This is a genomic window from Micromonospora sp. ABR4_055 (assembly GCF_056160425.1).
Genome location: NZ_JBSWXD010000040.1, coordinates 24,507 through 43,015 on the forward strand (window position 1 = coordinate 24,507; position 18,509 = coordinate 43,015).

At 68.1% G+C, this 18,509-nt stretch carries 28 protein-coding genes and 1 pseudogene; all 29 read right to left on the minus strand.

The genetic code is table 11. The features are described from left to right. Positions 1-2 precede the first annotated feature (2 nt). Complete coding sequence (locus ACXAHD_RS12200) at positions 3-656, minus strand: adenylate kinase (protein ID WP_281551886.1); 654 nt, start codon at positions 654-656, stop codon at positions 3-5. Further along, positions 657-1,988, minus strand: a complete 1,332-nt coding sequence (gene secY, locus ACXAHD_RS12205) for a preprotein translocase subunit SecY (RefSeq protein ID WP_281551887.1) — start codon at positions 1,986-1,988, stop codon at positions 657-659. It lies immediately after the preceding gene. Positions 1,989-2,218: 230 nt separating this feature from the next. Continuing rightward, positions 2,219-2,662, minus strand: coding sequence for a 50S ribosomal protein L15 (gene rplO / locus ACXAHD_RS12210; RefSeq protein ID WP_278173697.1), 444 nt, complete (start codon positions 2,660-2,662; stop codon positions 2,219-2,221). Next, positions 2,662-2,844 carry a 50S ribosomal protein L30 gene (gene rpmD / locus ACXAHD_RS12215; RefSeq protein ID WP_199757998.1) on the minus strand — a complete coding sequence of 61 codons (183 nt, stop codon included), beginning with the start codon at positions 2,842-2,844 and terminating at the stop codon, positions 2,662-2,664. The genes rplO and rpmD overlap by 1 nt, the downstream gene beginning before the upstream one ends. A gap of 28 nt (positions 2,845-2,872) precedes the next feature. Beyond that, complete coding sequence (rpsE, locus tag ACXAHD_RS12220; protein WP_123606133.1) at positions 2,873-3,487, minus strand: 30S ribosomal protein S5; 615 nt, start codon at positions 3,485-3,487, stop codon at positions 2,873-2,875. A gap of 69 nt (positions 3,488-3,556) precedes the next feature. Next, positions 3,557-3,952 carry a 50S ribosomal protein L18 gene (gene rplR, locus ACXAHD_RS12225; RefSeq protein ID WP_281551888.1) on the minus strand — a complete coding sequence of 132 codons (396 nt, stop codon included), beginning with the start codon at positions 3,950-3,952 and terminating at the stop codon, positions 3,557-3,559. Positions 3,953-4,004: 52 nt separating this feature from the next. Next, complete coding sequence (gene rplF, locus ACXAHD_RS12230; protein WP_123606135.1) at positions 4,005-4,547, minus strand: 50S ribosomal protein L6; 543 nt, start codon at positions 4,545-4,547, stop codon at positions 4,005-4,007. A gap of 17 nt (positions 4,548-4,564) precedes the next feature. Continuing rightward, complete coding sequence (rpsH, locus tag ACXAHD_RS12235; protein ID WP_123606136.1) at positions 4,565-4,972, minus strand: 30S ribosomal protein S8; 408 nt, start codon at positions 4,970-4,972, stop codon at positions 4,565-4,567. Positions 4,973-5,050: 78 nt separating this feature from the next. Then, positions 5,051-5,236 (minus strand): type Z 30S ribosomal protein S14, encoded by a 186-nt coding sequence (locus ACXAHD_RS12240; protein WP_007465272.1) that lies wholly within the window; start codon positions 5,234-5,236, stop codon positions 5,051-5,053. A 3-nt stretch (positions 5,237-5,239) separates the two neighbouring features. Then, complete coding sequence (gene rplE, locus ACXAHD_RS12245; protein ID WP_278173693.1) at positions 5,240-5,809, minus strand: 50S ribosomal protein L5; 570 nt, start codon at positions 5,807-5,809, stop codon at positions 5,240-5,242. Continuing rightward, complete coding sequence (gene rplX / locus ACXAHD_RS12250) at positions 5,809-6,129, minus strand: 50S ribosomal protein L24 (RefSeq protein WP_123606138.1); 321 nt, start codon at positions 6,127-6,129, stop codon at positions 5,809-5,811. The genes rplE and rplX overlap by 1 nt, the downstream gene beginning before the upstream one ends. Further along, positions 6,126-6,494 carry a 50S ribosomal protein L14 gene (gene rplN, locus ACXAHD_RS12255; RefSeq protein ID WP_123606139.1) on the minus strand — a complete coding sequence of 123 codons (369 nt, stop codon included), beginning with the start codon at positions 6,492-6,494 and terminating at the stop codon, positions 6,126-6,128. The genes rplX and rplN overlap by 4 nt, the downstream gene beginning before the upstream one ends. A 131-nt stretch (positions 6,495-6,625) precedes the next feature. Then, positions 6,626-6,916, minus strand: a complete 291-nt coding sequence (gene rpsQ, locus ACXAHD_RS12260) for a 30S ribosomal protein S17 (protein WP_123606140.1) — start codon at positions 6,914-6,916, stop codon at positions 6,626-6,628. Continuing rightward, entirely contained in the window at positions 6,913-7,149 is a 237-nt protein-coding gene (rpmC, locus tag ACXAHD_RS12265; protein WP_281551889.1) for a 50S ribosomal protein L29, read from the minus strand. The genes rpsQ and rpmC overlap by 4 nt, the downstream gene beginning before the upstream one ends. Beyond that, the gene (gene rplP, locus ACXAHD_RS12270) at positions 7,149-7,574 is read right to left on the minus strand and encodes a 50S ribosomal protein L16 (RefSeq protein ID WP_123606142.1); all 426 of its coding nucleotides are present in this window, start codon (positions 7,572-7,574) and stop codon (positions 7,149-7,151) included. Before rplP ends, rpmC begins: the two co-directional genes overlap by 1 nt. Before the next feature lie 3 nt (positions 7,575-7,577). Further along, positions 7,578-8,444 (minus strand): 30S ribosomal protein S3, encoded by an 867-nt coding sequence (gene rpsC / locus ACXAHD_RS12275; protein WP_123606143.1) that lies wholly within the window; start codon positions 8,442-8,444, stop codon positions 7,578-7,580. Positions 8,445-8,527: 83 nt separating this feature from the next. Next, positions 8,528-8,998, minus strand: a pseudogene (gene rplV, locus ACXAHD_RS12280) (50S ribosomal protein L22); the annotation flags it as partial. Between the two features lie 37 nt (positions 8,999-9,035). After that, a complete protein-coding gene (gene rpsS / locus ACXAHD_RS12285) occupies positions 9,036-9,317 on the minus strand; it encodes a 30S ribosomal protein S19 (RefSeq protein ID WP_123606145.1) in 282 nt (93 codons plus the stop codon). A 17-nt stretch (positions 9,318-9,334) separates the two neighbouring features. Further along, positions 9,335-10,174 carry a 50S ribosomal protein L2 gene (gene rplB, locus ACXAHD_RS12290; protein WP_281551891.1) on the minus strand — a complete coding sequence of 280 codons (840 nt, stop codon included), beginning with the start codon at positions 10,172-10,174 and terminating at the stop codon, positions 9,335-9,337. Between the two features lie 12 nt (positions 10,175-10,186). Further along, positions 10,187-10,489, minus strand: coding sequence for a 50S ribosomal protein L23 (rplW, locus tag ACXAHD_RS12295; protein ID WP_278173680.1), 303 nt, complete (start codon positions 10,487-10,489; stop codon positions 10,187-10,189). Continuing rightward, a complete protein-coding gene (gene rplD, locus ACXAHD_RS12300; protein WP_281551892.1) occupies positions 10,486-11,145 on the minus strand; it encodes a 50S ribosomal protein L4 in 660 nt (219 codons plus the stop codon). Before rplD ends, rplW begins: the two co-directional genes overlap by 4 nt. Continuing rightward, the gene (rplC, locus tag ACXAHD_RS12305; RefSeq protein WP_281551893.1) at positions 11,142-11,807 is read right to left on the minus strand and encodes a 50S ribosomal protein L3; all 666 of its coding nucleotides are present in this window, start codon (positions 11,805-11,807) and stop codon (positions 11,142-11,144) included. The genes rplD and rplC overlap by 4 nt, the downstream gene beginning before the upstream one ends. Positions 11,808-11,817: 10 nt before the next feature. Next, the gene (gene rpsJ / locus ACXAHD_RS12310; RefSeq protein ID WP_007073037.1) at positions 11,818-12,126 is read right to left on the minus strand and encodes a 30S ribosomal protein S10; all 309 of its coding nucleotides are present in this window, start codon (positions 12,124-12,126) and stop codon (positions 11,818-11,820) included. 402 nt (positions 12,127-12,528) lie between these two features. Continuing rightward, the gene (gene tuf / locus ACXAHD_RS12315; RefSeq protein WP_281551894.1) at positions 12,529-13,722 is read right to left on the minus strand and encodes an elongation factor Tu; all 1,194 of its coding nucleotides are present in this window, start codon (positions 13,720-13,722) and stop codon (positions 12,529-12,531) included. A gap of 187 nt (positions 13,723-13,909) precedes the next feature. Further along, a complete protein-coding gene (fusA, locus tag ACXAHD_RS12320; RefSeq protein WP_281551895.1) occupies positions 13,910-16,006 on the minus strand; it encodes an elongation factor G in 2,097 nt (698 codons plus the stop codon). 67 nt (positions 16,007-16,073) lie between these two features. After that, positions 16,074-16,544, minus strand: a complete 471-nt coding sequence (gene rpsG, locus ACXAHD_RS12325; protein WP_278112081.1) for a 30S ribosomal protein S7 — start codon at positions 16,542-16,544, stop codon at positions 16,074-16,076. 1 nt (position 16,545) lies between these two features. After that, complete coding sequence (gene rpsL / locus ACXAHD_RS12330; RefSeq protein WP_123606153.1) at positions 16,546-16,920, minus strand: 30S ribosomal protein S12; 375 nt, start codon at positions 16,918-16,920, stop codon at positions 16,546-16,548. A 483-nt stretch (positions 16,921-17,403) separates the two neighbouring features. Further along, entirely contained in the window at positions 17,404-17,778 is a 375-nt protein-coding gene (locus ACXAHD_RS12335; RefSeq protein ID WP_281555729.1) for a hypothetical protein, read from the minus strand. Positions 17,779-17,991: 213 nt separating this feature from the next. Further along, entirely contained in the window at positions 17,992-18,357 is a 366-nt protein-coding gene (locus ACXAHD_RS12340) for a hypothetical protein (protein WP_281551896.1), read from the minus strand. Positions 18,358-18,509 lie beyond the last annotated feature (152 nt).

The window sequence follows — 18,509 nt, forward strand, 5'->3', positions numbered from 1 at the left end:
CGCTACCCGCCGTACGAACGCAGGGCGTCGATCGCGCGTACGGTGACGTCCTCGACCGGCCCGGTGGCGTCGATCCCGACCAGCTTGCCCTGGGCCCCGTAGAAGTCGACCAGCGGCGCGGTCTTGTCGGCGTACTCCACCAGGCGCTGGGCAATGGTCTCCGGCTTGTCGTCGTCGCGCTGGAACAGCTCGGCACCGCACCGGTCACAGCGGCCCTCGGTCGCCGGCGCGTCGAACTCGACGTGCCAGATCTTGCCACAGCCCCGACAGGTACGCCGGCCGGACAGCCGCCGGATCACCTCGTCGTCGTCGACGACCAGCTCCAGCACCAGATCAAGCGCGGTGCCGAGGTCGGCCAGCAGCTTGTCCAGCGCGGCTGCCTGCGGAGTGGTTCGCGGGAAGCCGTCGAGCAGGAAGCCTTCGGCGGCGTCCGGCTCGGCCAGCCGGTCCCGGACCATGTTGATGGTCACCTCGTCCGGAACCAGCTTGCCGGCGTCCATGTATCGCCTGGCCTCGACACCCAGTGGCGTGCCCTGGGAGACGTTGGCCCGGAAGATGTCCCCGGTCGAGATTTTGGGCACGACCAGGTGAGCGGCGATGAACTCGGCCTGGGTCCCCTTCCCCGCCCCGGGGGGACCGACCAGTACCAGCCTCATCTACCGGAGGAACCCTTCGTAGTTGCGCTGCATGAGTTGGCTCTCGATCTGCTTCACGGTTTCCAGACCGACACCGACCATGATGAGCACGGCGGTGCCACCGAACGGGAAGTTCACGTACTGGTCGCTGTCCAGCCAGATGAAGAAGAAGTTCGGCAGGACGGAGATGAGGCCGAGGTAGAGCGCACCGGGGAGGGTGATCCGGCTGAGGATGAAGTCGAGGTACTCGGCCGTGGGCCGGCCCGGCCGGATGCCGGGCACGAAGCCACCGTACTTCTTCATGTTCTCCGCGACCTCGGTCGGGTTGAACGTGATCGACACGTAGAAGTACGTGAAGAAGATGATCATAAAGAAGTACGTGACGATGTAGATCGGGCTGGTCGGGTTCGCCAGGTTGTTCTGGATCCACGCCTGGACCTGACCAGGGTCGTTCGGATCGAAGAACTGCAGCCCGAGCTGCGGCAGGTAGAGCACCGACGAGGCGAAGATCACCGGGATGACACCGGCCTGGTTGACCTTCAACGGGATGTAGGTCGAGGTGCCGCCGTACATCCGCCGGCCGATCATCCGCTTGGCGTACTGCACCGGGATCCGGCGCTGCGCCTGCTCGATGAAGACCACCGCGGTGATGACCACCAGGACCAGCACGATCACCAGGCCGAACATGCCCCAGCCGTGGGTGTTCTTGATCGCCCACCCCTCGCTGGGCAGTCGCGCCGCGATCGAGGTGAAGATCAGCACCGACATGCCGTTGCCGACGCCCCGGTCGGTGATCAGCTCGCCGAGCCACATCACCATGCCGGTGCCGGCGGTCATCGTGATGACCAGCACGCTGAGCGTCAGCCAGGTCGGTAGGCCGGTCCCGTCGGGGATGATCGGCCACTGGTCGCACATGTTGTTGAACAGCTGCCCGGATCGGGCCAGCGCAACGAACGCCGAGGCCTGCAGGATGCCCAGGCCCAGGGTCAGGTAACGGGTGTACTGGGTGATCTTGGCCTGGCCGGACTGCCCCTCCTTGCGGAGCTGCTCCAACCGTGGAATCACCACGGTGAGCAGCTGCAGGATGATCGACGCGGTGATGTAGGGCATGATGCCCAGCGCGAAGACGGACAGGGACAGCAACGCACCGCCGGAGAAGAGGTTCAGCAGGGTGAAGACCCCGCTGGAGTCCCCGGACTCCATGGCGGTGATGCACTGCTGCACGTTGCCGTACGACACGCCTGGGCTCGGCAGCGTGGCGCCGAGCCGGTAGATCGCGACGATGAAGACCGTGAACAGCAGCTTCTTGCGCAGGTCAGGCGTGCGGAACGCACTGAGAAAGGCGGAGAGCAACTTCTTCCTCCTGCGCGAGGCGGCCGCCGGATGTTCTGGCGGGTCGGGTGGGTGCGGAGCGCCCGATATCCATGGCTGGCATCGGACTCTAACAGTCCGGCGTCGGTCTGGGCAGGCGTGCCCTAGAACATACACCGGTCCCGATATTAACGGGACGGAGGCTTCACCAGTAGGCCGTGGCGCCCGTCAGTCGCGGACAACTGAGCGAGCGCCACGTCCAAGCTGGGTGTTCAGAGCTCGGTGACCGAGCCGCCAGCTGCGGTGATCTTCTCCTTGGCCGACCCGCTGAACGCGTGCGCCGACACCTGGAGAGACACACCACCGAGGTCGCCGCTGCCCAGCACCTTGACCGGCTGGCCCTTACGGACCGCGCCGGACTCGGCCAACTGCTGCGGACCGACCTCACCACCGTTCGGGAAGAGCTCCGCCAACCGGTCCAGGTTGACCACCTGGTAGACGACCTTGAACCGGTTCTTGAAGCCCTTCAGCTTCGGCAGACGCATGTGGATGGGCATCTGCCCACCCTCGAACGCCGCCGGGATGTTCTTGCGGGCCTTGGAGCCCTTGGTGCCCCGACCGGCGGTCTTGCCCTTGGAGCCCTCACCGCGGCCCACCCGGGTCTTCGCGGTCTTGGCCCCCGGCGCCGGCCGGAGGTGGTGGACCTTGATCGCCATTACTCGACCTCCTCGACCTTCACGAGGTGGTTCACGGTGAAGATCATGCCCCGAATCTCGGGCCGGTCCTCCTTGACCACCACGTCGTTGATCCGCTTGAGACCGAGCGACCGCAGCGACTCCCGCTGGTTGCGCTTGGTCCCGATCCCGGACCGGACCTGGGTCACCTTCAGACGTGCCATCACAGCCGCCCTCCGTTCATCTTCGCTGTCACGCCCCTGCGCCCGCGCGGGACGCGAGCATCGCGGCTGGGGCCACGTCCTCGACCGGCAGGCCACGCCGGGTGGCGACCGCCTCCGGCGACTCCAGGCTCTTCAGCGCGGCGACCGTGGCGTGCACGATGTTGATCGGGTTCGACGAGCCGAGGCTCTTGGAGAGCACGTCGTGGATGCCCGCGCACTCCAGCACCGCACGCACCGGGCCACCGGCGATCACACCCGTACCGGCACTCGCCGGCTTCAACAGGACCACGCCGGCGGCGTCCTCGCCCTGCACCGGGTGCGGGATCGACGCGGCGATCCGGGGCACCTTGAAGAAGTGCTTCTTGGCCTCCTCGACGCCCTTGGCGATCGCCGCCGGCACCTCCTTGGCCTTGCCGTAACCCACGCCGACCGTGCCGTCGCCGTCGCCCACGATCACCAGGGCGGTGAAGCTGAAACGCCGACCGCCCTTCACGACCTTGGCGACCCGGTTGATCGCGACGACGCGCTCCAGGTGTGGGGTCTTCTCGACGGGCGCGTTGCCGCGACCGCCCTCACGGCGGTTGTCGCGGCGACCACCTTCGTTGCCACCGGACCCGCCGCCACGACGCTGTTGACCTGGCATCAGCAGCCTTCCTTCCTACTCGTGACGGGGTTTGCTTCGATTTGCGTCTGGACAGGCATCAGACGGCCGCTAGAACTCGAGTCCGGCTTCGCGGGCAGCGTCGGCCAGCGCGGCGATCCGCCCCGCGTACCGGTTGCCCCCACGGTCGAACACGACCTTGGAGATACCTGCCGCCTTGGCCCGCTCGGCGAGCAGCTCGCCCACCTTGCCGGCCAGTTCGCTCTTGGCACCCGCGGTACCCCGCAGCGACGCGTCCATGGTCGACGCGGACGCCAGGGTGTGACCCTTGGTGTCGTCGACGATCTGGGCGACCATGTGCTTCAGGGAACGGGTGACCACCAGGCGCGGCCGCTGCGCGGTCCCACTGAGGTTCTTGCGCACCCGGAAGTGCCGGCGCGCCCGCCCGATGGCACGCCGCGCGGAGACGCTGCCGCCCGCCCGACGCTTCAACAGTGTGGCGCTCATCGGAACCCGCCTCCGTTCGCGACTGCGGGGCTCGCAAGCTCGCTCCTCGCGCTCACTTCTTACCTGCCTTTCCGGCCTTGCGGCGGATGACCTCGCCCTGGTATTTCACGCCCTTGCCCTTGTACGGCTCCGGCGGGCGGATCTTCCGGATGTTGGCGGCGACCTCACCGACCTGCCACTTGTTGATCCCGGCCACGTGGAACAGCGTCGGCCGCTCCACGGTGAAGGTGATCCCCTCCGGGGCCGGCACCAGCACCGGGTGCGAGAACCCGAGAGCGAACTCCAGGTCCTTGCCCTTGGCGGTGACCCGGTAACCCGTACCCGCGATCTCCAGGGTCTTGCGGTAACCGTCGGTCACCCCGATGACCATGTTCGACACCAGGGTACGGCTCAGCCCGTGCAGTTCCTTGGCCTGGCGCTCGTCGTTGGCCCGGTTGATCTGGAGCTGACCGTCCTCGGTCCGCTCAACGGTGATCGACTCGGGCAGGACGTGCGACAGCTCGCCCTTGGGGCCCTTGACCGTGACGGTCTGGCCATCGATCTTGACATCGACGCCGGCCGGTACCGGGATCGACTTACGTCCAATACGCGACATTGTTACCAGTCTCCCGATTACCAGACGAAGGCGAGGACTTCCCCGCCCACGCTCCGCTTACGGGCCTGCCGGTCGGTGAGCAGCCCCTGGGACGTCGAAATGATCGCCACGCCCAGGCCGCCGAGCACTCGGGGCAGCTCATCCGACTTGGCGTACACCCGCAGACCCGGCTTGGACACGCGCTTGATCCCGGCGAGGCTGCGCTCCCGGTTCTGGCCGTACTTCAAATCGACCACCAGCCGCCGGCCGACGGCACCCTCCGCAGGGTCCTCGACCTGCCAGGTCGAGATGTATCCCTCGGCCTTGAGGACCTCGGCGATGTTCGCCTTGACCTTCGAGTACGGCATCGTCACCCGGTCGTGGTACGCCTGGTTGGCGTTGCGCAGACGGGTCAGCATGTCTGCGATCGGGTCGGTCATCGTCATGGGTCTCGTCAACCTTTCTCGCCGGGGTTCCCGGTGGCTGTACCACCGGGCCTACGGCGAAGACCTGTCAAGGTGGGGTTACCAGGAAGCCTTCGACACACCGGGCAGCTCACCGCGGTGCGCCATCTCCCGGATGCAGACCCGGCAGAGGCCGAACTTGCGGTAGACCGCCTTGGGCCGCCCGCACCGCTGGCAACGGGTGTACGCGCGCACCGAGAACTTCGGCTTCGCGGCGGCCTTGATGATCAGCGCCTTCTTGGCCATAGCTCAGTTCTCCTTGAACGGGAAGCCCAGGAGCTTGAGCAGCGCCCGGCCCTCGTCGTCGGTCTTGGCGGTGGTGACCACCGTGATGTCCATGCCCCGGGTGCGGTCGATCCGGTCCTGGTCGATCTCGTGGAACACCGACTGCTCGGTAAGCCCGAACGTGTAGTTGCCGTTGCCGTCGAGCTTGCGACCGTCCAGCCCGCGGAAGTCCCGGATTCGGGGCAGCGCGATGGACAGCAGCCGGTCCAGGAACTCCCACATCCGGTCACCGCGCAGGGTGACCTTCGCGCCGATCGGCATCCCCTCACGGAGCTTGAACTGCGCGATCGACTTGGTTGCCCGCCGCACCTGCGGCTTCTGGCCGGTAATGGTGGCCAGGTCACGCATGGCACCGTCGATCAGCTTGGCGTCCCGAGCGGCCTCGCCGACACCCATGTTCACGACGATCTTGACGAGCCCAGGAACCTGCATCGGGTTCGCGTACTGGAACTGCTCACGCAGCTGCGCGATGGTCTCCTCGCGGTACCGCTGCTTGAGGCGCGGCGCCGGCCTGGTCTGGGTAGCGGTGGTCATCACAGGTCCTTACCGTTGCTACGCGCGATCCGCACCTTCTGGCCGCTGTCGTCGAACCGGTAACCGACCCGGGTCGGCTTGCCGTCGGAGTCGAGCACCTGCACGTTCGAGACGTGGATCGGAGCTTCCTGGGTGACGATGCCACCGGTCTGCCCGCCGCGCTGGGTGGTCTGGATGCGGGTGTGCTTCTTGATCCGGTTCACGCCTTCGACGAGGACCTTGTCCTGCCGCGGGTAGGCCGCGATGACCTTGCCCTTGGCACCCTTGTCCTTACCGGCGATGACGACGACCGTGTCGCCCTTCTTCACCTTCACGGTCACAGCACCTCCGGCGCCAAAGAAATGATCTTCATGAACCGCTTGTCCCGCAGCTCACGCCCGACCGGGCCGAAGATGCGGGTACCGCGCGGGTCCCCACCGTCCTTGATGATGACGGCAGCGTTCTCGTCGAAGCGGATGTACGACCCGTCCGGCCGCCGCTTCTCCTTCGCGGTCCGGACCACGACGGCCTTCACCACGTCGCCCTTTTTCACGCCGGCGCCGGGAATCGCGTCCTTGACCGTCCCGACGATCACGTCGCCGATGCCTGCGTAGCGCCGACCGGAGCCACCGAGCACCCGGATGCACAGGATCTCCCGGGCACCCGTGTTGTCGGCGACACGCAGTCGCGACTCCTGCTGGATCACGTCTATCTCCTATGTCTGCCAGTCCTCCGGTCACCCGGAGCTTGGAAGAACCTGGTCCGCGCTACGCGCGGGCTGCCATCCGGACCCGACCGACCCGAACGCCGCGCGACGGCGGCGGACGGGTCGCCCGGCTACTTCGCCTTCTCGAGGATCTCGACGACCCGCCACCGCTTGGTGGCGGACAGCGGCCGGGTCTCCATCAGCAGCACCCGGTCACCGACCCCGCACGCGTTCTGCTCGTCGTGTGCCTTCAGCTTGCTGGTACGGCGCATGACCTTGCCGTACAGCCGGTGCTTGACCCGGTCCTCGACCTCGACGACGACGGTCTTCTCCATCTTGTCGCTGACCACGAGCCCTTCGCGAACCTTGCGGCGGGCCCGGACGACCGTTGCGCCCTGCTCGGGGGCGGTGTTCTCACTCATGATGCAGCCACCTCAGTCGGCGCGGCGGAGAGTCCCAACTCACGCTCACGCATGATCGTGTAGATCCGGGCGATCTCCCGACGGATGACCTGCAGCCGGCGGTTGTTGTCCAGCTGACCGGTCGCGGCCTGCACGCGGAGGTTGAACAGCTCCGCCTTGGCCTCCCGCAGCTTCGTGACCAGCTCCTCTTCGGAGAGGTCACGCAGCTCGGCGGCCGAAACGCCCGCTGCCATCAGCTTTCACCCACTTCGCGCGTCACGATGCGGCACTTCATCGGGAGCTTGTGGATCGCACGACGCATCGCCTCACGCGCGATCTGCTCGTTCGGGAAGGACATCTCGAAGAGCACCCGTCCCGGCTTGATGTTGGCGACCCACCACTCGGGCGAGCCCTTACCGGACCCCATCCGGGTCTCGGCCGGCTTCTTGGTCAACGCCTGGTCGGGGAAGACCGTGATCCAGACCTTGCCACCACGCTTGATGTGGCGGGTCATGGCGATACGGGCCGACTCGATCTGACGGTTGGTCACATACGCCGGCTCGAGCGCCTGGATACCGAACTCGCCGAACACCACCCGGGTGCCGCCCTTGGCGGCGCCAGTACGGCTCGGGTGATGCGGCTTGCGGAAGCCCTTCGGGGGCTTGCGCGGGATCAGCATCTGTCAGCCCTCCTGCGCTGAGCTGTCCGCTCCGGCCGAAGCGGCCGGAGTGGCCGGCGCGGCATCAGCCGGCGCGGCACTGCTGGTCGTGGTCGACGGGCCACCGGAGATCTCCGCGGCGGCCGCCCGGCCAGCCTCGGTACCACCGGCGGTCGTCCCGCTGGAGCCGGAACGCCCGCGACGGGGCCGGTCCGGCCGCTCCCGGCGGGGACGGCTGGGCGCCTCGGCCGGAGCCTCCCGCCCCGGGACCGCGTCGCCCTTGTAGATCCACACCTTGACGCCGATCCGGCCAAAGGTGGTCCGGGCCTCGAAGAAGCCGTACTCGATGTTGGCCCGCAGCGTGTGCAGCGGCACCCGACCCTCGCGGTAGAACTCGGTACGGCTCATCTCCGCACCGCCGAGCCGGCCGGAGACCTGCACCCGGATGCCCTTGACGATCGGGTTCTTCATCGCCGACTGCATGGCCTTACGCATCGCCCGCCGGAAGCTGACCCGGCTGGCCAACTGCTCGGCGACGCCCTGCGCGACCAGCTGTGCGTCCGACTCGGGGCTCTTCACCTCGAGGATGTTGAGCTGCACCTGCTTGCCGGTGAGCTTCTCCAGCTTGCCCCGGATCCGGTCCGCCTCGGCGCCCTTACGGCCGATGACGATGCCCGGGCGGGCGGTGTGGATGTCGACCCGGACCCGGTCGCGGGTCCGCTCGATGTCGACCTTGGAGATACCGGCCCGCTCGAGGCCGCTGGACATCATCCGGCGGATCTTGACGTCCTCGGCGATGTAGTCCTTGTACAGCTTCTCCGCGTACCAGCGCGACTTCCAGTCGGTCGAGATGCCGAGCCGGAACCCGTGCGGGTGAACTTTCTGACCCATTACTCGGCACCCTCCGTGCTGCTCTGCTTGCCGCCGGCCGGCTCGTTCGCGGTCGCGCCGCCCTGCGCCGTGCTCTCGGTCTGCTCCACGGCCGCCGGCTGCGCGTCGGTCGTCGCCGCCTCGGCCGGCTGGGCCTGCTTCGCGGCCTTCGCCGGCTGCGCCTTGGTCGCCCGCCGCGTCGGCTTCGCCGCGGCGACGGCCTCCACCGCGATGGTGATGTGGCAGGTCCGCTTGCGAATCCGGTACGCCCGGCCCTGCGCCCGCGGCCGGAACCGCTTCAGCGTCGGACCCTCGTCCACGAACGCCTCGCTGACCAGCAGCGCGTCGGGGTCCAGCTGCTCGTTGTTCTCGGCGTTGGCGATCGCGCTGGCCAGGACCTTGTACACCTGCTCACTGGCGGCCTGCGGCGCGAACTGCAGGACGGTGAGTGCCTCCTTCGCGGGCAGACCGCGGACGAGGTCGACCACCCGACGCGCCTTCATCGGCGAGATGCGCACGTACCGCGCAACCGCCCGCGCGCCCGGAAGCACCGGAGCGTCGCCCTTCACTGGCATCGCTGTAACCCCTTGATCCTCTATCCGTGCCCGCGACTCAGCGCCGACGGCTCTTGCGGTCGTCCTTCTCGTGACCCTTGAAGGTGCGGGTCAGGGCAAACTCGCCGAGCTTGTGCCCGACCATCGACTCGGTGATGAACACCGGGACGTGCTTGCGCCCGTCGTGCACGGCGATCGTGTGCCCGAGCATCTCCGGGGTGATCGTCGAGCGCCGCGACCAGGTCTTGATGACGTTCTTGGAGCCCTTGTCGTTCTGCGTCTCCACCTTCTTCATCAGGTGGTCGTCGACGAACGGGCCCTTCTTCAGGCTGCGAGGCATGTGCTACCAGACTCCTTCTAGCCGCGCTTGCGGGTGGCGTAGCGGCGGCGGACGATCAGCCGGTCACTCGGCTGGCCCTTACGACGGGTCCGGCCCTCCGGCTTGCCCTTCGGGTTCACCGGGTGGCGACCACCGGAGGTCTTGCCCTCACCACCACCGTGCGGGTGGTCGACCGGGTTCATCGCGACGCCACGGACGGTCGGGCGCTTGCCCTTCCACCGCATGCGGCCCGCCTTGCCCCAGTTGATGTTTGACTGGTCGGCGTTGCCGATCTCACCGATGGTGGCCCGGCAGCGCACGTCGACCCGGCGGATCTCGCCGGAGGGCATCCGCAGCGTCGCGTAGGCACCCTCCCGGCCGAGCAGCTGGATGCCGGTGCCGGCCGAGCGGGCCAGCTTGGCACCGCCACCCGGTCGCAGCTCCACACCATGGATGGTGGAACCGACCGGGATGTTGCGCAGCGGCAGGTTGTTGCCGGGCTTGATGTCGGCGCCGGGGCCGGACTCAACGGCGTCGCCCTGCTTCAGGTCCTTCGGCGCGATGATGTAGCGCTTCTCGCCGTCGGCGTAGTGCAGCAGCGCGATCCGTGCGGTCCGGTTCGGGTCGTACTCGATGTGCGCGACCTTGGCCGGTACGCCGTCCTTGTCGACCCGCTTGAAGTCGATCAGCCGGTACTGGCGCTTGTGTCCACCGCCGTGGTGCCGGGCGGTGATCCGGCCGTGCGTGTTCCGACCGCCCTTCTTGGGCAGCGGCACCAGCAACGACTTCTCCGGTGTGGACCGGGTGATCTCGGCGAAGTCGGCGACGGACGAACCACGGCGGCCCGGCGTCGTCGGCTTGTACTTACGGATTGGCATTGTCTACACCCCTCAGCTGACCGGGCCGCCGAAGGCCTCGATACGGTCACCGTCGGCCAGCTTCACCATCGCCCGCTTGGTCGCCTTACGCTGACCGAAGCCGGTCCGGGTGCGCTTGCGCTTGCCCTCGCGGTTGAGCGTGTTCACGGTCAGCACGCGGACGTCGAAGATCTGCTGGATCGCGATCTTGATCTGGGTCTTGTTGGCGTCCGGGTGGACCAGGAACGTGTACCAGTTCCGGTTGAGCTCGGCGTAGCTCTTCTCCGAGACCACCGGCGCCACGATGATGTCGCGCGGGTCGGCAATCGTGCTCACTTGTCGCCCTCCTCGGTCTGCGCCGGAACACCGAGGAACTCGTCGAGAGCTCCCTTGGTGAAGACCACGTCGTCGGCGACCAGCACGTCGTACGTGTTGAGCTGACCCACTTCGATGAGGTGCACCAGCGGCGTGCTGTTGCGCAGGTTGCGCAGCGACAGCCAGTTGAGCTCGTCGGTCGCGCTGAGCACGACCAGCACCCGCTTGGCGGAGCTGACCTTGCGCAGCGTGGCCAGCGCACTCTTGGTCGACGGCTGCTCACCGGTGACGAACGCCTCCACGACGTGCAGCTGCCCGGAGCGCGCCCGGTCGGAGAGGGCACCGCGCAGCGCGGCGGCCTTCATCTTCTTGGGGGTCCGCTGGCTGTAGTCGCGCGGGACCGGGCCGTGCACCACGCCACCGCCGGCGAACTGCGGCGCGCGGATCGAGCCCTGCCGGGCGCGGCCGGTGCCCTTCTGCTTGTACGGCTTCTTGCCGCCGCCGGCGACCTCGCCACGGGTCTTGGTCTTGTGGGTGCCCTGCCGCGCGGCGGCGAGCTGGGCGACCACGACCTGGTGCATCAGGGCGATGTTGGCCTGTACGTCGAAGACCTCGCCCGGCAGGTCGACGGTGCCGCTCTTGGCACCCTCGGGGTTGATGACGTCAACGGTCGTCATTTGGCGGCACCGCCCTTCTTCGCCTGCGCCTTCGCCGCGCTGCGGACCAGGATCAGCGCGCCGGCCGGACCCGGGATGGCGCCCTTGACGAGCAGCAGGTTGCTGTCCGGGTCGACCGCCTGCACGGTGAGGTTCTGCACGGTGTAGCGCACGCTGCCCATGCGGCCGGCCATCTTGACGCCCTTGAAGACGCGTCCCGGGGTCGCGCAGGCGCCGATCGAGCCGGGCGAGCGGTGCTTACGCTCGACACCGTGGCTGGCCCGCAGGCCGTGGAAGCCGTGCCGCTTCATGACACCGGCGAATCCCTTGCCCTTGGTCCGGCCGGTGACGTCGATCCGGGCACCCGGCTCGAAGGCCTCGACGGTGATCTCCTGACCCAGCTCGTACTCGCTGGCGTCCGTGGTGCGCAGCTCGACCAGGTGCCGCCGCGGCGCCACGCCGGACTTGGCGAAGTGACCGGATTCCGGCTTGTTCACCTTGCGCGGGTCGACCGCGCCGAACGCGAGCTGGACCGCGGAGTAACCGTCCTTGTCGGCGGTCCGCACCTGGGTCACCACGCACGGGCCGGCCTGCACCACCGTCACCGGGACGACCCGGTTGTTGTCCCAGACCTGGGTCATGCCGAGCTTGGCGCCCAGGATGCCCTTCACTTGCCTGTCCATTGTCCGGTCCCTACAGCTTGATCTCGATGTCGACGCCAGCCGGCAGGTCGAGGCGCATCAGCGAATCGACCGTCTTCGGAGTCGGGTCGATGATGTCGATCAGACGCTTGTGCGTGCGCATCTCGAAGTGCTCGCGCGAGTCCTTGTACTTGTGCGGCGAACGGATGACGCAGAAACGGTTGATCTCAGTGGGCAGCGGCACCGGGCCTGCGACCTGAGCGCCGGTGCGCGTCACCGTCTCGACGATCTTCCGCGCCGAGGAGTCCACGACCTCGTGGTCATAGGCCTTGAGCCGGATGCGGATCTTTTGTCCCGCCATGGTGGCTTCTGTTCCTTCTCTCTCCGCCCGCAATGGAGCCCGCTCGCCGGAGCGGATGCCGCCGGTCGGACCCCGGCGCTGCCGTTTCATTTCGGTGTCCGACCCCCGCGGTCGGGCGTGTCGCAACCGCTGACCAGGCTCCGCCCCGGGACTCCGGAGCGATCTGGCCCCACGCGGAGACGATCCCCACCGCTGAGGTCTTGGGCACCGGGCCAGGCCGGCGGCACCCCGGTCGACGACACGGCGAAAGCCGTGCGCTGCCGAACAGTGCGGGTGCCGCGGCAGATCTGCCCCGGACGCCGTGCGAGGGTGGCTGACTGCCGGGCAGCCAGCCACCCTACGCGGACGCAACCTGACTAGTATGCCGTACCGAGGTACGGCAAGGCCAATCGGGCTACCAGTTCACTTGATGATCTTGGTGACCCGGCCGGCGCCGACGGTGCGGCCACCCTCCCGAATCGCGAACTTCAGGTTCTCCTCCATGGCGATCGGCTGGATCAGCTTCACGCTCATCGAGGTGTTGTCACCGGGCATGACCATCTCGGTGCCCTCCGGCAGCGTGACCACACCGGTCACGTCGGTGGTCCGGAAGTAGAACTGCGGACGGTAGTTCTGGAAGAACGGGGTGTGCCGGCCACCCTCCTCCTTGGAGAGGATGTAGACCGTCGCCTCGAACTCCGTGTGCGGGGTGGTGGTACCCGGCTTGATGACCACCATGCCGCGCTCGACGTCCTCGCGCTTGATACCACGCAGCAGCAGACCGACGTTCTCACCGGCCCGCGCCTCGTCGAGCAGCTTGCGGAACATCTCGATACCGGTGCAGGTGGTCTTCATCGACTTCTCGCGGATGCCGACGATCTCCACCTCCTCGTTCGGCTTGAGCACGCCACGCTCGGCGCGACCGGTCACCACGGTGCCCCGACCGGTGATCGTGAAGACGTCCTCGATCGGCATCAGGAACGGCTTCTCGGTCTCCCGCTCGGGCTGCGGGATCGCGGTGTCGACCGCGTTCATCAGCTCCATGAGCTTGTCGGACCACTCCTCGTCGCCCTCCAGCGCCTTCAGCGCGGAGACCCGAACCACCGGCAGGTCGTCGCCCGGGTACTCCTGGGCCGACAGCAACTCACGGACCTCGAGCTCGACCAGCTCGAGCAGCTCCTCGTCGTCGACCATGTCGCTCTTGTTGAGCGCCACGACGATGTACGGGACGCCGACCTGACGGGCCAGCAGCACGTGCTCGCGGGTCTGCGGCATCGGGCCGTCGGTCGCCGCGACCACCAGGATCGCGCCGTCCATCTGCGCGGCACCGGTGATCATGTTCTTGATGTAGTCGGCGTGCCCGGGGCAGTCGACGTGCGCGTAGTGCCGCGCCTCGGTCTGGTACTCGACGTGCGCGATCGAGATCGTGATGCCGCGGGCCTTCTCCTCCGGCGCCTTGTCGATCTCGTCGAACGGCGTGTACGGGTTGAGGTCCGGCATCCTGTCGTGCAGGACCTTGGTGATGGCCGCCGTCAGCGTCGTCTTACCGTGGTCGATGTGACCAATGGTGCCGATGTTGACGTGCGGCTTAGTCCGCTCGAACTTCGCCTTCGCCACTGGTGTCCTCCTGTGGACTTCTTGGTTCGTACGCCCGGCGCGCCGTTCGGCGCTTAGGACTCTGTCGACAGCCTTTCCGGTCCGGTGTCGGCGACCGGGAAGTGCTCGGGTCTTGCGGCGGTCACGCCTTCAGGCCCGGTATGCAGCTCGCCCGAGACGGGCCGGGGAGGGTCAGCTCCCCGACCCGTTACTCGCCCGTCGCCTTCGCGATGATCTCCTTCGCCACGCTCTGCGGCACTTCGGCGTAGGAGTCGAACTGCATGCTGTAGCTCGCCCGGCCCTGGGTCTTCGACCGCAGGTCGCCGACGTAGCCGAACATCTCCGACAGTGGCACCAGGGCACGGACGACGCGGGCTCCGCCGCGCTCCTCCATCGCCTGGATGATGCCACGCCGGGAGTTGAGGTCGCCGATGACGTCACCCATGTTCTCCTCGGGAGAGGTGACCTCAACGGCCATCATCGGCTCGAGCAGCGCAGGATCCGCCCGACGGGCGGCCTCCTTGAGCGCCATCGAGCCGGCGATCTTGAACGCCATCTCGGACGAGTCGACCTCGTGGTACTGCCCGTCGACCAGGGTCAGCTTGACCCCGACCAGCGGGAAGCCGGCGAGGATGCCGTACTGCATGGCGTCCTGGGCACCGGCGTCGACCGACGGGATGAACTCCCGCGGCACCCGGCCACCGGTCACCGCGTTGGCGAACTCGTAGGTCGGCGCCTCGTTGTCCAGCGGCAGCGGCTCGAGACTGATGATCACCCGGGCGTACTGGCCGGACCCACCGGTCTGCTTCTTGTGGGTGTACTCGACCTTCTCCACCTTCCGGCGGATGGTCTCCCGGTACGCCACCTGCGGCTTGCCGATGTTGGCCTCGACGTTGAACTCGCGGCGCATCCGGTCGACCAGGATGTCCAGGTGCAGCTCGCCCATGCCGGCGATGACCGTCTGCCCGGTCTCCTCGTCGTTCTTGACGCGGAAGGTCGGGTCCTCCTCGGCCAGCCGCTGGATAGCGGTGGAGAGCTTCTCCTGGTCGGCCTTTGTCTTGGGCTCGATCGCCACCTCGATGACCGGCTCCGGGAACGTCATCGACTCCAGGATGACCGGGTTCGCCGGGTCGGACAGGGTGTCGCCGGTGGTGGTCTGCTTCAGGCCCTGGACGGCGATGATGTCGCCGGCGATCGCGGTCGCCCGCTCCTCACGCTTGTTCGCGTGCATCTGGTAGATCTTGCCGATCCGCTCCTTGCGGTCCTTGGTGGAGTTGATCACCTGGGACCCGGAGTCCAGCGTGCCGGAGTAGACCCGTACGTAGGTCAACTTACCGAGGTGCCGGTCGGTCTGGATCTTGAACGCGAGGCCGGAGAACGGCTCCGTCGTCGACGGCTTCCGCAGCATCGGGGTCTCGCCGTCCGTCGCGGTGCCCTCGATCGCCGGCACGTCCAGCGGCGACGGCAGGTAGTCGACCACCGCGTCCAGCATCGGCTGGACGCCCTTGTTCTTGAACGCCGAACCGCACAGCACCGGGTTGCCCTTGTCGGCGAGGGTGGCCCGGCGGATCGCCGCCTTGATCTCCTCGACCGACAACTCCTCACCCTCGAGGTACTTCTCCATGATGGAGTCGTCCACGTCGGCGAGGGTCTCCAGCAGCTTCTCCCGCCACTCGGCGGCCGAGTCGGTGAGGTCGGCCGGGATCTCCTCGACCGCGTAGTCCTCACCCTTCATCGTCTCGCCACGCCAGGTGAGCGCCCGCATCTCGACCAGGTCGACGACACCGATGTGGCCGCTCTCGAGGCCGATCGGGATCTGCAGCACCAGCGGGGTGGCGTTGAGCCGGTCGACCATCATCTGCACGCAGCGGAAGAAGTCGGCCCCGGTCCGGTCGAGCTTGTTGACGAAGCACATCCGGGGGACCTTGTACTTGTCCGCCTGCCGCCACACGTTCTCGGTCTGCGGCTCCACGCCGGCCACGCCGTCGTAGACTGCGACCGCCCCATCGAGCACCCGCAACGACCGCTCGACCTCTACCGTGAAGTCGACGTGGCCCGGCGTGTCGATGATCTGGATCGTGTGGCCCTTCCACTCACACTTGGTGGCGGCGGAGGTGATGGTGATGCCCCGCTCCTGCTCCTGTTCCATCCAGTCCATGACGGCAGCGCCCTCGTGGACCTCACCGATCTTGTACGTGATACCGGTGTAGAACAGGATCCGCTCAGTGGTCGTGGTCTTACCGGCATCGATGTGCGCCATGATGCCGATGTTGCGTACCTTGGCGAGCGCGTCTACGGCGGCCACTTCAATCCCTACTTCGTCTCGTCGTCGACTGTGTCTGCGCGGCTATGCCGGCGGGCATGACAGCGGCCTACCAGCGGTAGTGAGCGAAGGCCTTGTTGGACTCCGCCATCTTGTGGGTGTCCTCGCGGCGCTTGACCGCCGCGCCGAGACCGTTGCTCGCGTCCAGCAGCTCGTTCATCAGCCGCTCGATCATCGTCTTCTCCCGGCGGGCCTTGGAGTACTGGACCAGCCAGCGCAGCCCGAGGGTGGTCGCCCGGGACGGGCGGACCTCGACCGGCACCTGGTACGTCGCGCCACCGACCCGGCGGCTGCGGACCTCCAGGGTCGGCTTCACGTTGTCCATGGCGCGCTTGAGGGTGACGACCGGGTCGGTGCCGGACTTCTCCCGGCAGCCCTCCAGGGCGCCGTAGACGATCCGCTCGGCGAGCTGACGCTTGCCCCGCAGCAGGATCTTGTTGACCAGCTGGGTCACCAGCGGGGAGTTGTACACCGGGTCCGCGACCAGGGGACGACGCGGAGCAGGGCCCTTACGCGGCATCTCAGCTCTTCTCCTTCTTCGCGCCGTAGCGGCTGCGAGCCTGCTTGCGGTTGCGGACACCCTGGGTGTCCAGCGAACCGCGGACGATCTTGTAGCGGACGCCCGGGAGGTCCTTTACCCGGCCGCCGCGCACCAGCACGATGGAGTGCTCCTGCAGGTTGTGGCCGACGCCGGGGATGTAGGCGGTCACCTCGATCTGGCTGCTCAGCTTCACCCGAGCGACCTTGCGCAGCGCGGAGTTCGGCTTCTTGGGGGTGGTGGTGTACACACGGGTGCACACGCCACGACGCTGCGGGCTGCCCTTGAGCGCCGGCGTCTTGGTCTTGCTCGTCTTGTCCTGGCGGCCCTTGCGGACCAGCTGCTGGATCGTTGGCACCGGGTTCCTTTGCTCCCTCCGGCCGCACGGGCGGCCGCACTTTTCCTCAGCCGCCCCGCAGGCCGACTCTCCTACACTCCGACCGGCCACCCGACAGGGCACCGACACCCGCGGTCGGGCGTGTCGCCCGCACGCGGACCCGGCCGTCAGCTGTCAACCACCGGAATCTGCACTTCGCCGTTGCGCTGCCCGTTGACCATCGACCCAGATCGGGCCGCCGGCCCGGATCGGGCGCACGCACGACTTGCCCGGGCAGGCCGGGCACAAGAGGGTAGAGTACCCACCACGCGCGCGCAGGTCAAAACGGCGGCACCGAACTCCTGACCCCGGCTTCGCAATCTCGGAACCCGAACCCCGGACTCGGATCGGCCGTCTGTCTGCTCCGCCCGCAGCGGACCGCTCCGATCACCAAGTGTACCGGTTCGCCCGGGTGCCGGCCCGGCGGGCGGCGTACTGGCCCCAGCCGGATGCTCCTACCGATGGTCAGGCGGCGACCAGCAGGAGCGCGACGGCGAAGCTGAACAGGGTCACCGCCAGCCCCACCCCGCCGCAACTGATCCCGGCGATCGCCAGACCGCGGCCGGTGAACCGCACCGCCGGCGGTGGCGCGGTCTGCCGGACCTGGCGCAGCCCGAGCAGGCCCAGACCGACGGCTGCGGCCCCGAAGGCGACACCGAGCAGGGTGAACGCCCCGGCAGCCCAACCGCCCCAGCCGCCGTCTGCGCCGGCCATGCCCAGGCAGCCGACGGTGAACGACACCAGCACCGAGATGACCCCGGCGATCAACGACGTCACCGCCAGGCCGGACACCACCGGCGGTACCTCCAGGTGCACCAGCCCGAAACTCGTGCCGGGCACCGGCTCCACCCGCCGTGGCGACAGCCGTCCCTCCGGCGGTGGCGGGGCCACCGGTCGGGCACCGGGCGGCGGCCCGGCCGGCGACGTTGCGGTCCCGTACCCCGGGAACTGGGTCACCTGCGCTCCTCCTCGTCCTGCGACCGGCCCAGCCGGTCGTCCGTGACCAGCCGGTGACTCGACCCGGTCGCCCGGGCCGACCGGGTGCCGCAGCGGTCAGTCGATGCCGGGGTCGAAGTCCTGTCCGACCGGACCGGTGGCCCAGTCGAAGATGCCGAGTACCAGCGCCAGGGTCAGCGTCACGACGGCGAGGAGCAGGCCCGTCCAGGCCAGCCGTTCGCCGCGGCGCAGCCAGCCCGTCCCGGTCAGGTAACCCCGCGACGAGTACGCCTCCCGGCGTGCCTGGTTGGCCAGCAGCAGCGCCACCACGGCCGGCACCACGCCGCCGACCAGCAGCCCGGTGAGCGCCGCGACCAACCCGAGCGCGAAGACGGCTCCGGCCTTGGTGGACCGCACCGGGTCGGGGTCCGCCGGATGCCGTGGCGTCGGGTGCGCGGCCTGGGGCACCGGGGTCACCTGCACGGTGCCAGCCTACAAGCTGAAGGCGGCTGTTCCCCCCCAGTTACAGTGGGGAAAGGGCCCAAAAAAACGCCCCCCCCCCCTACCCACAGCCAGAAAAAAAACCAAAAACAGCCCACCACCCCACCCCCCCCCCCCCCCCCCCCCCAACCCCA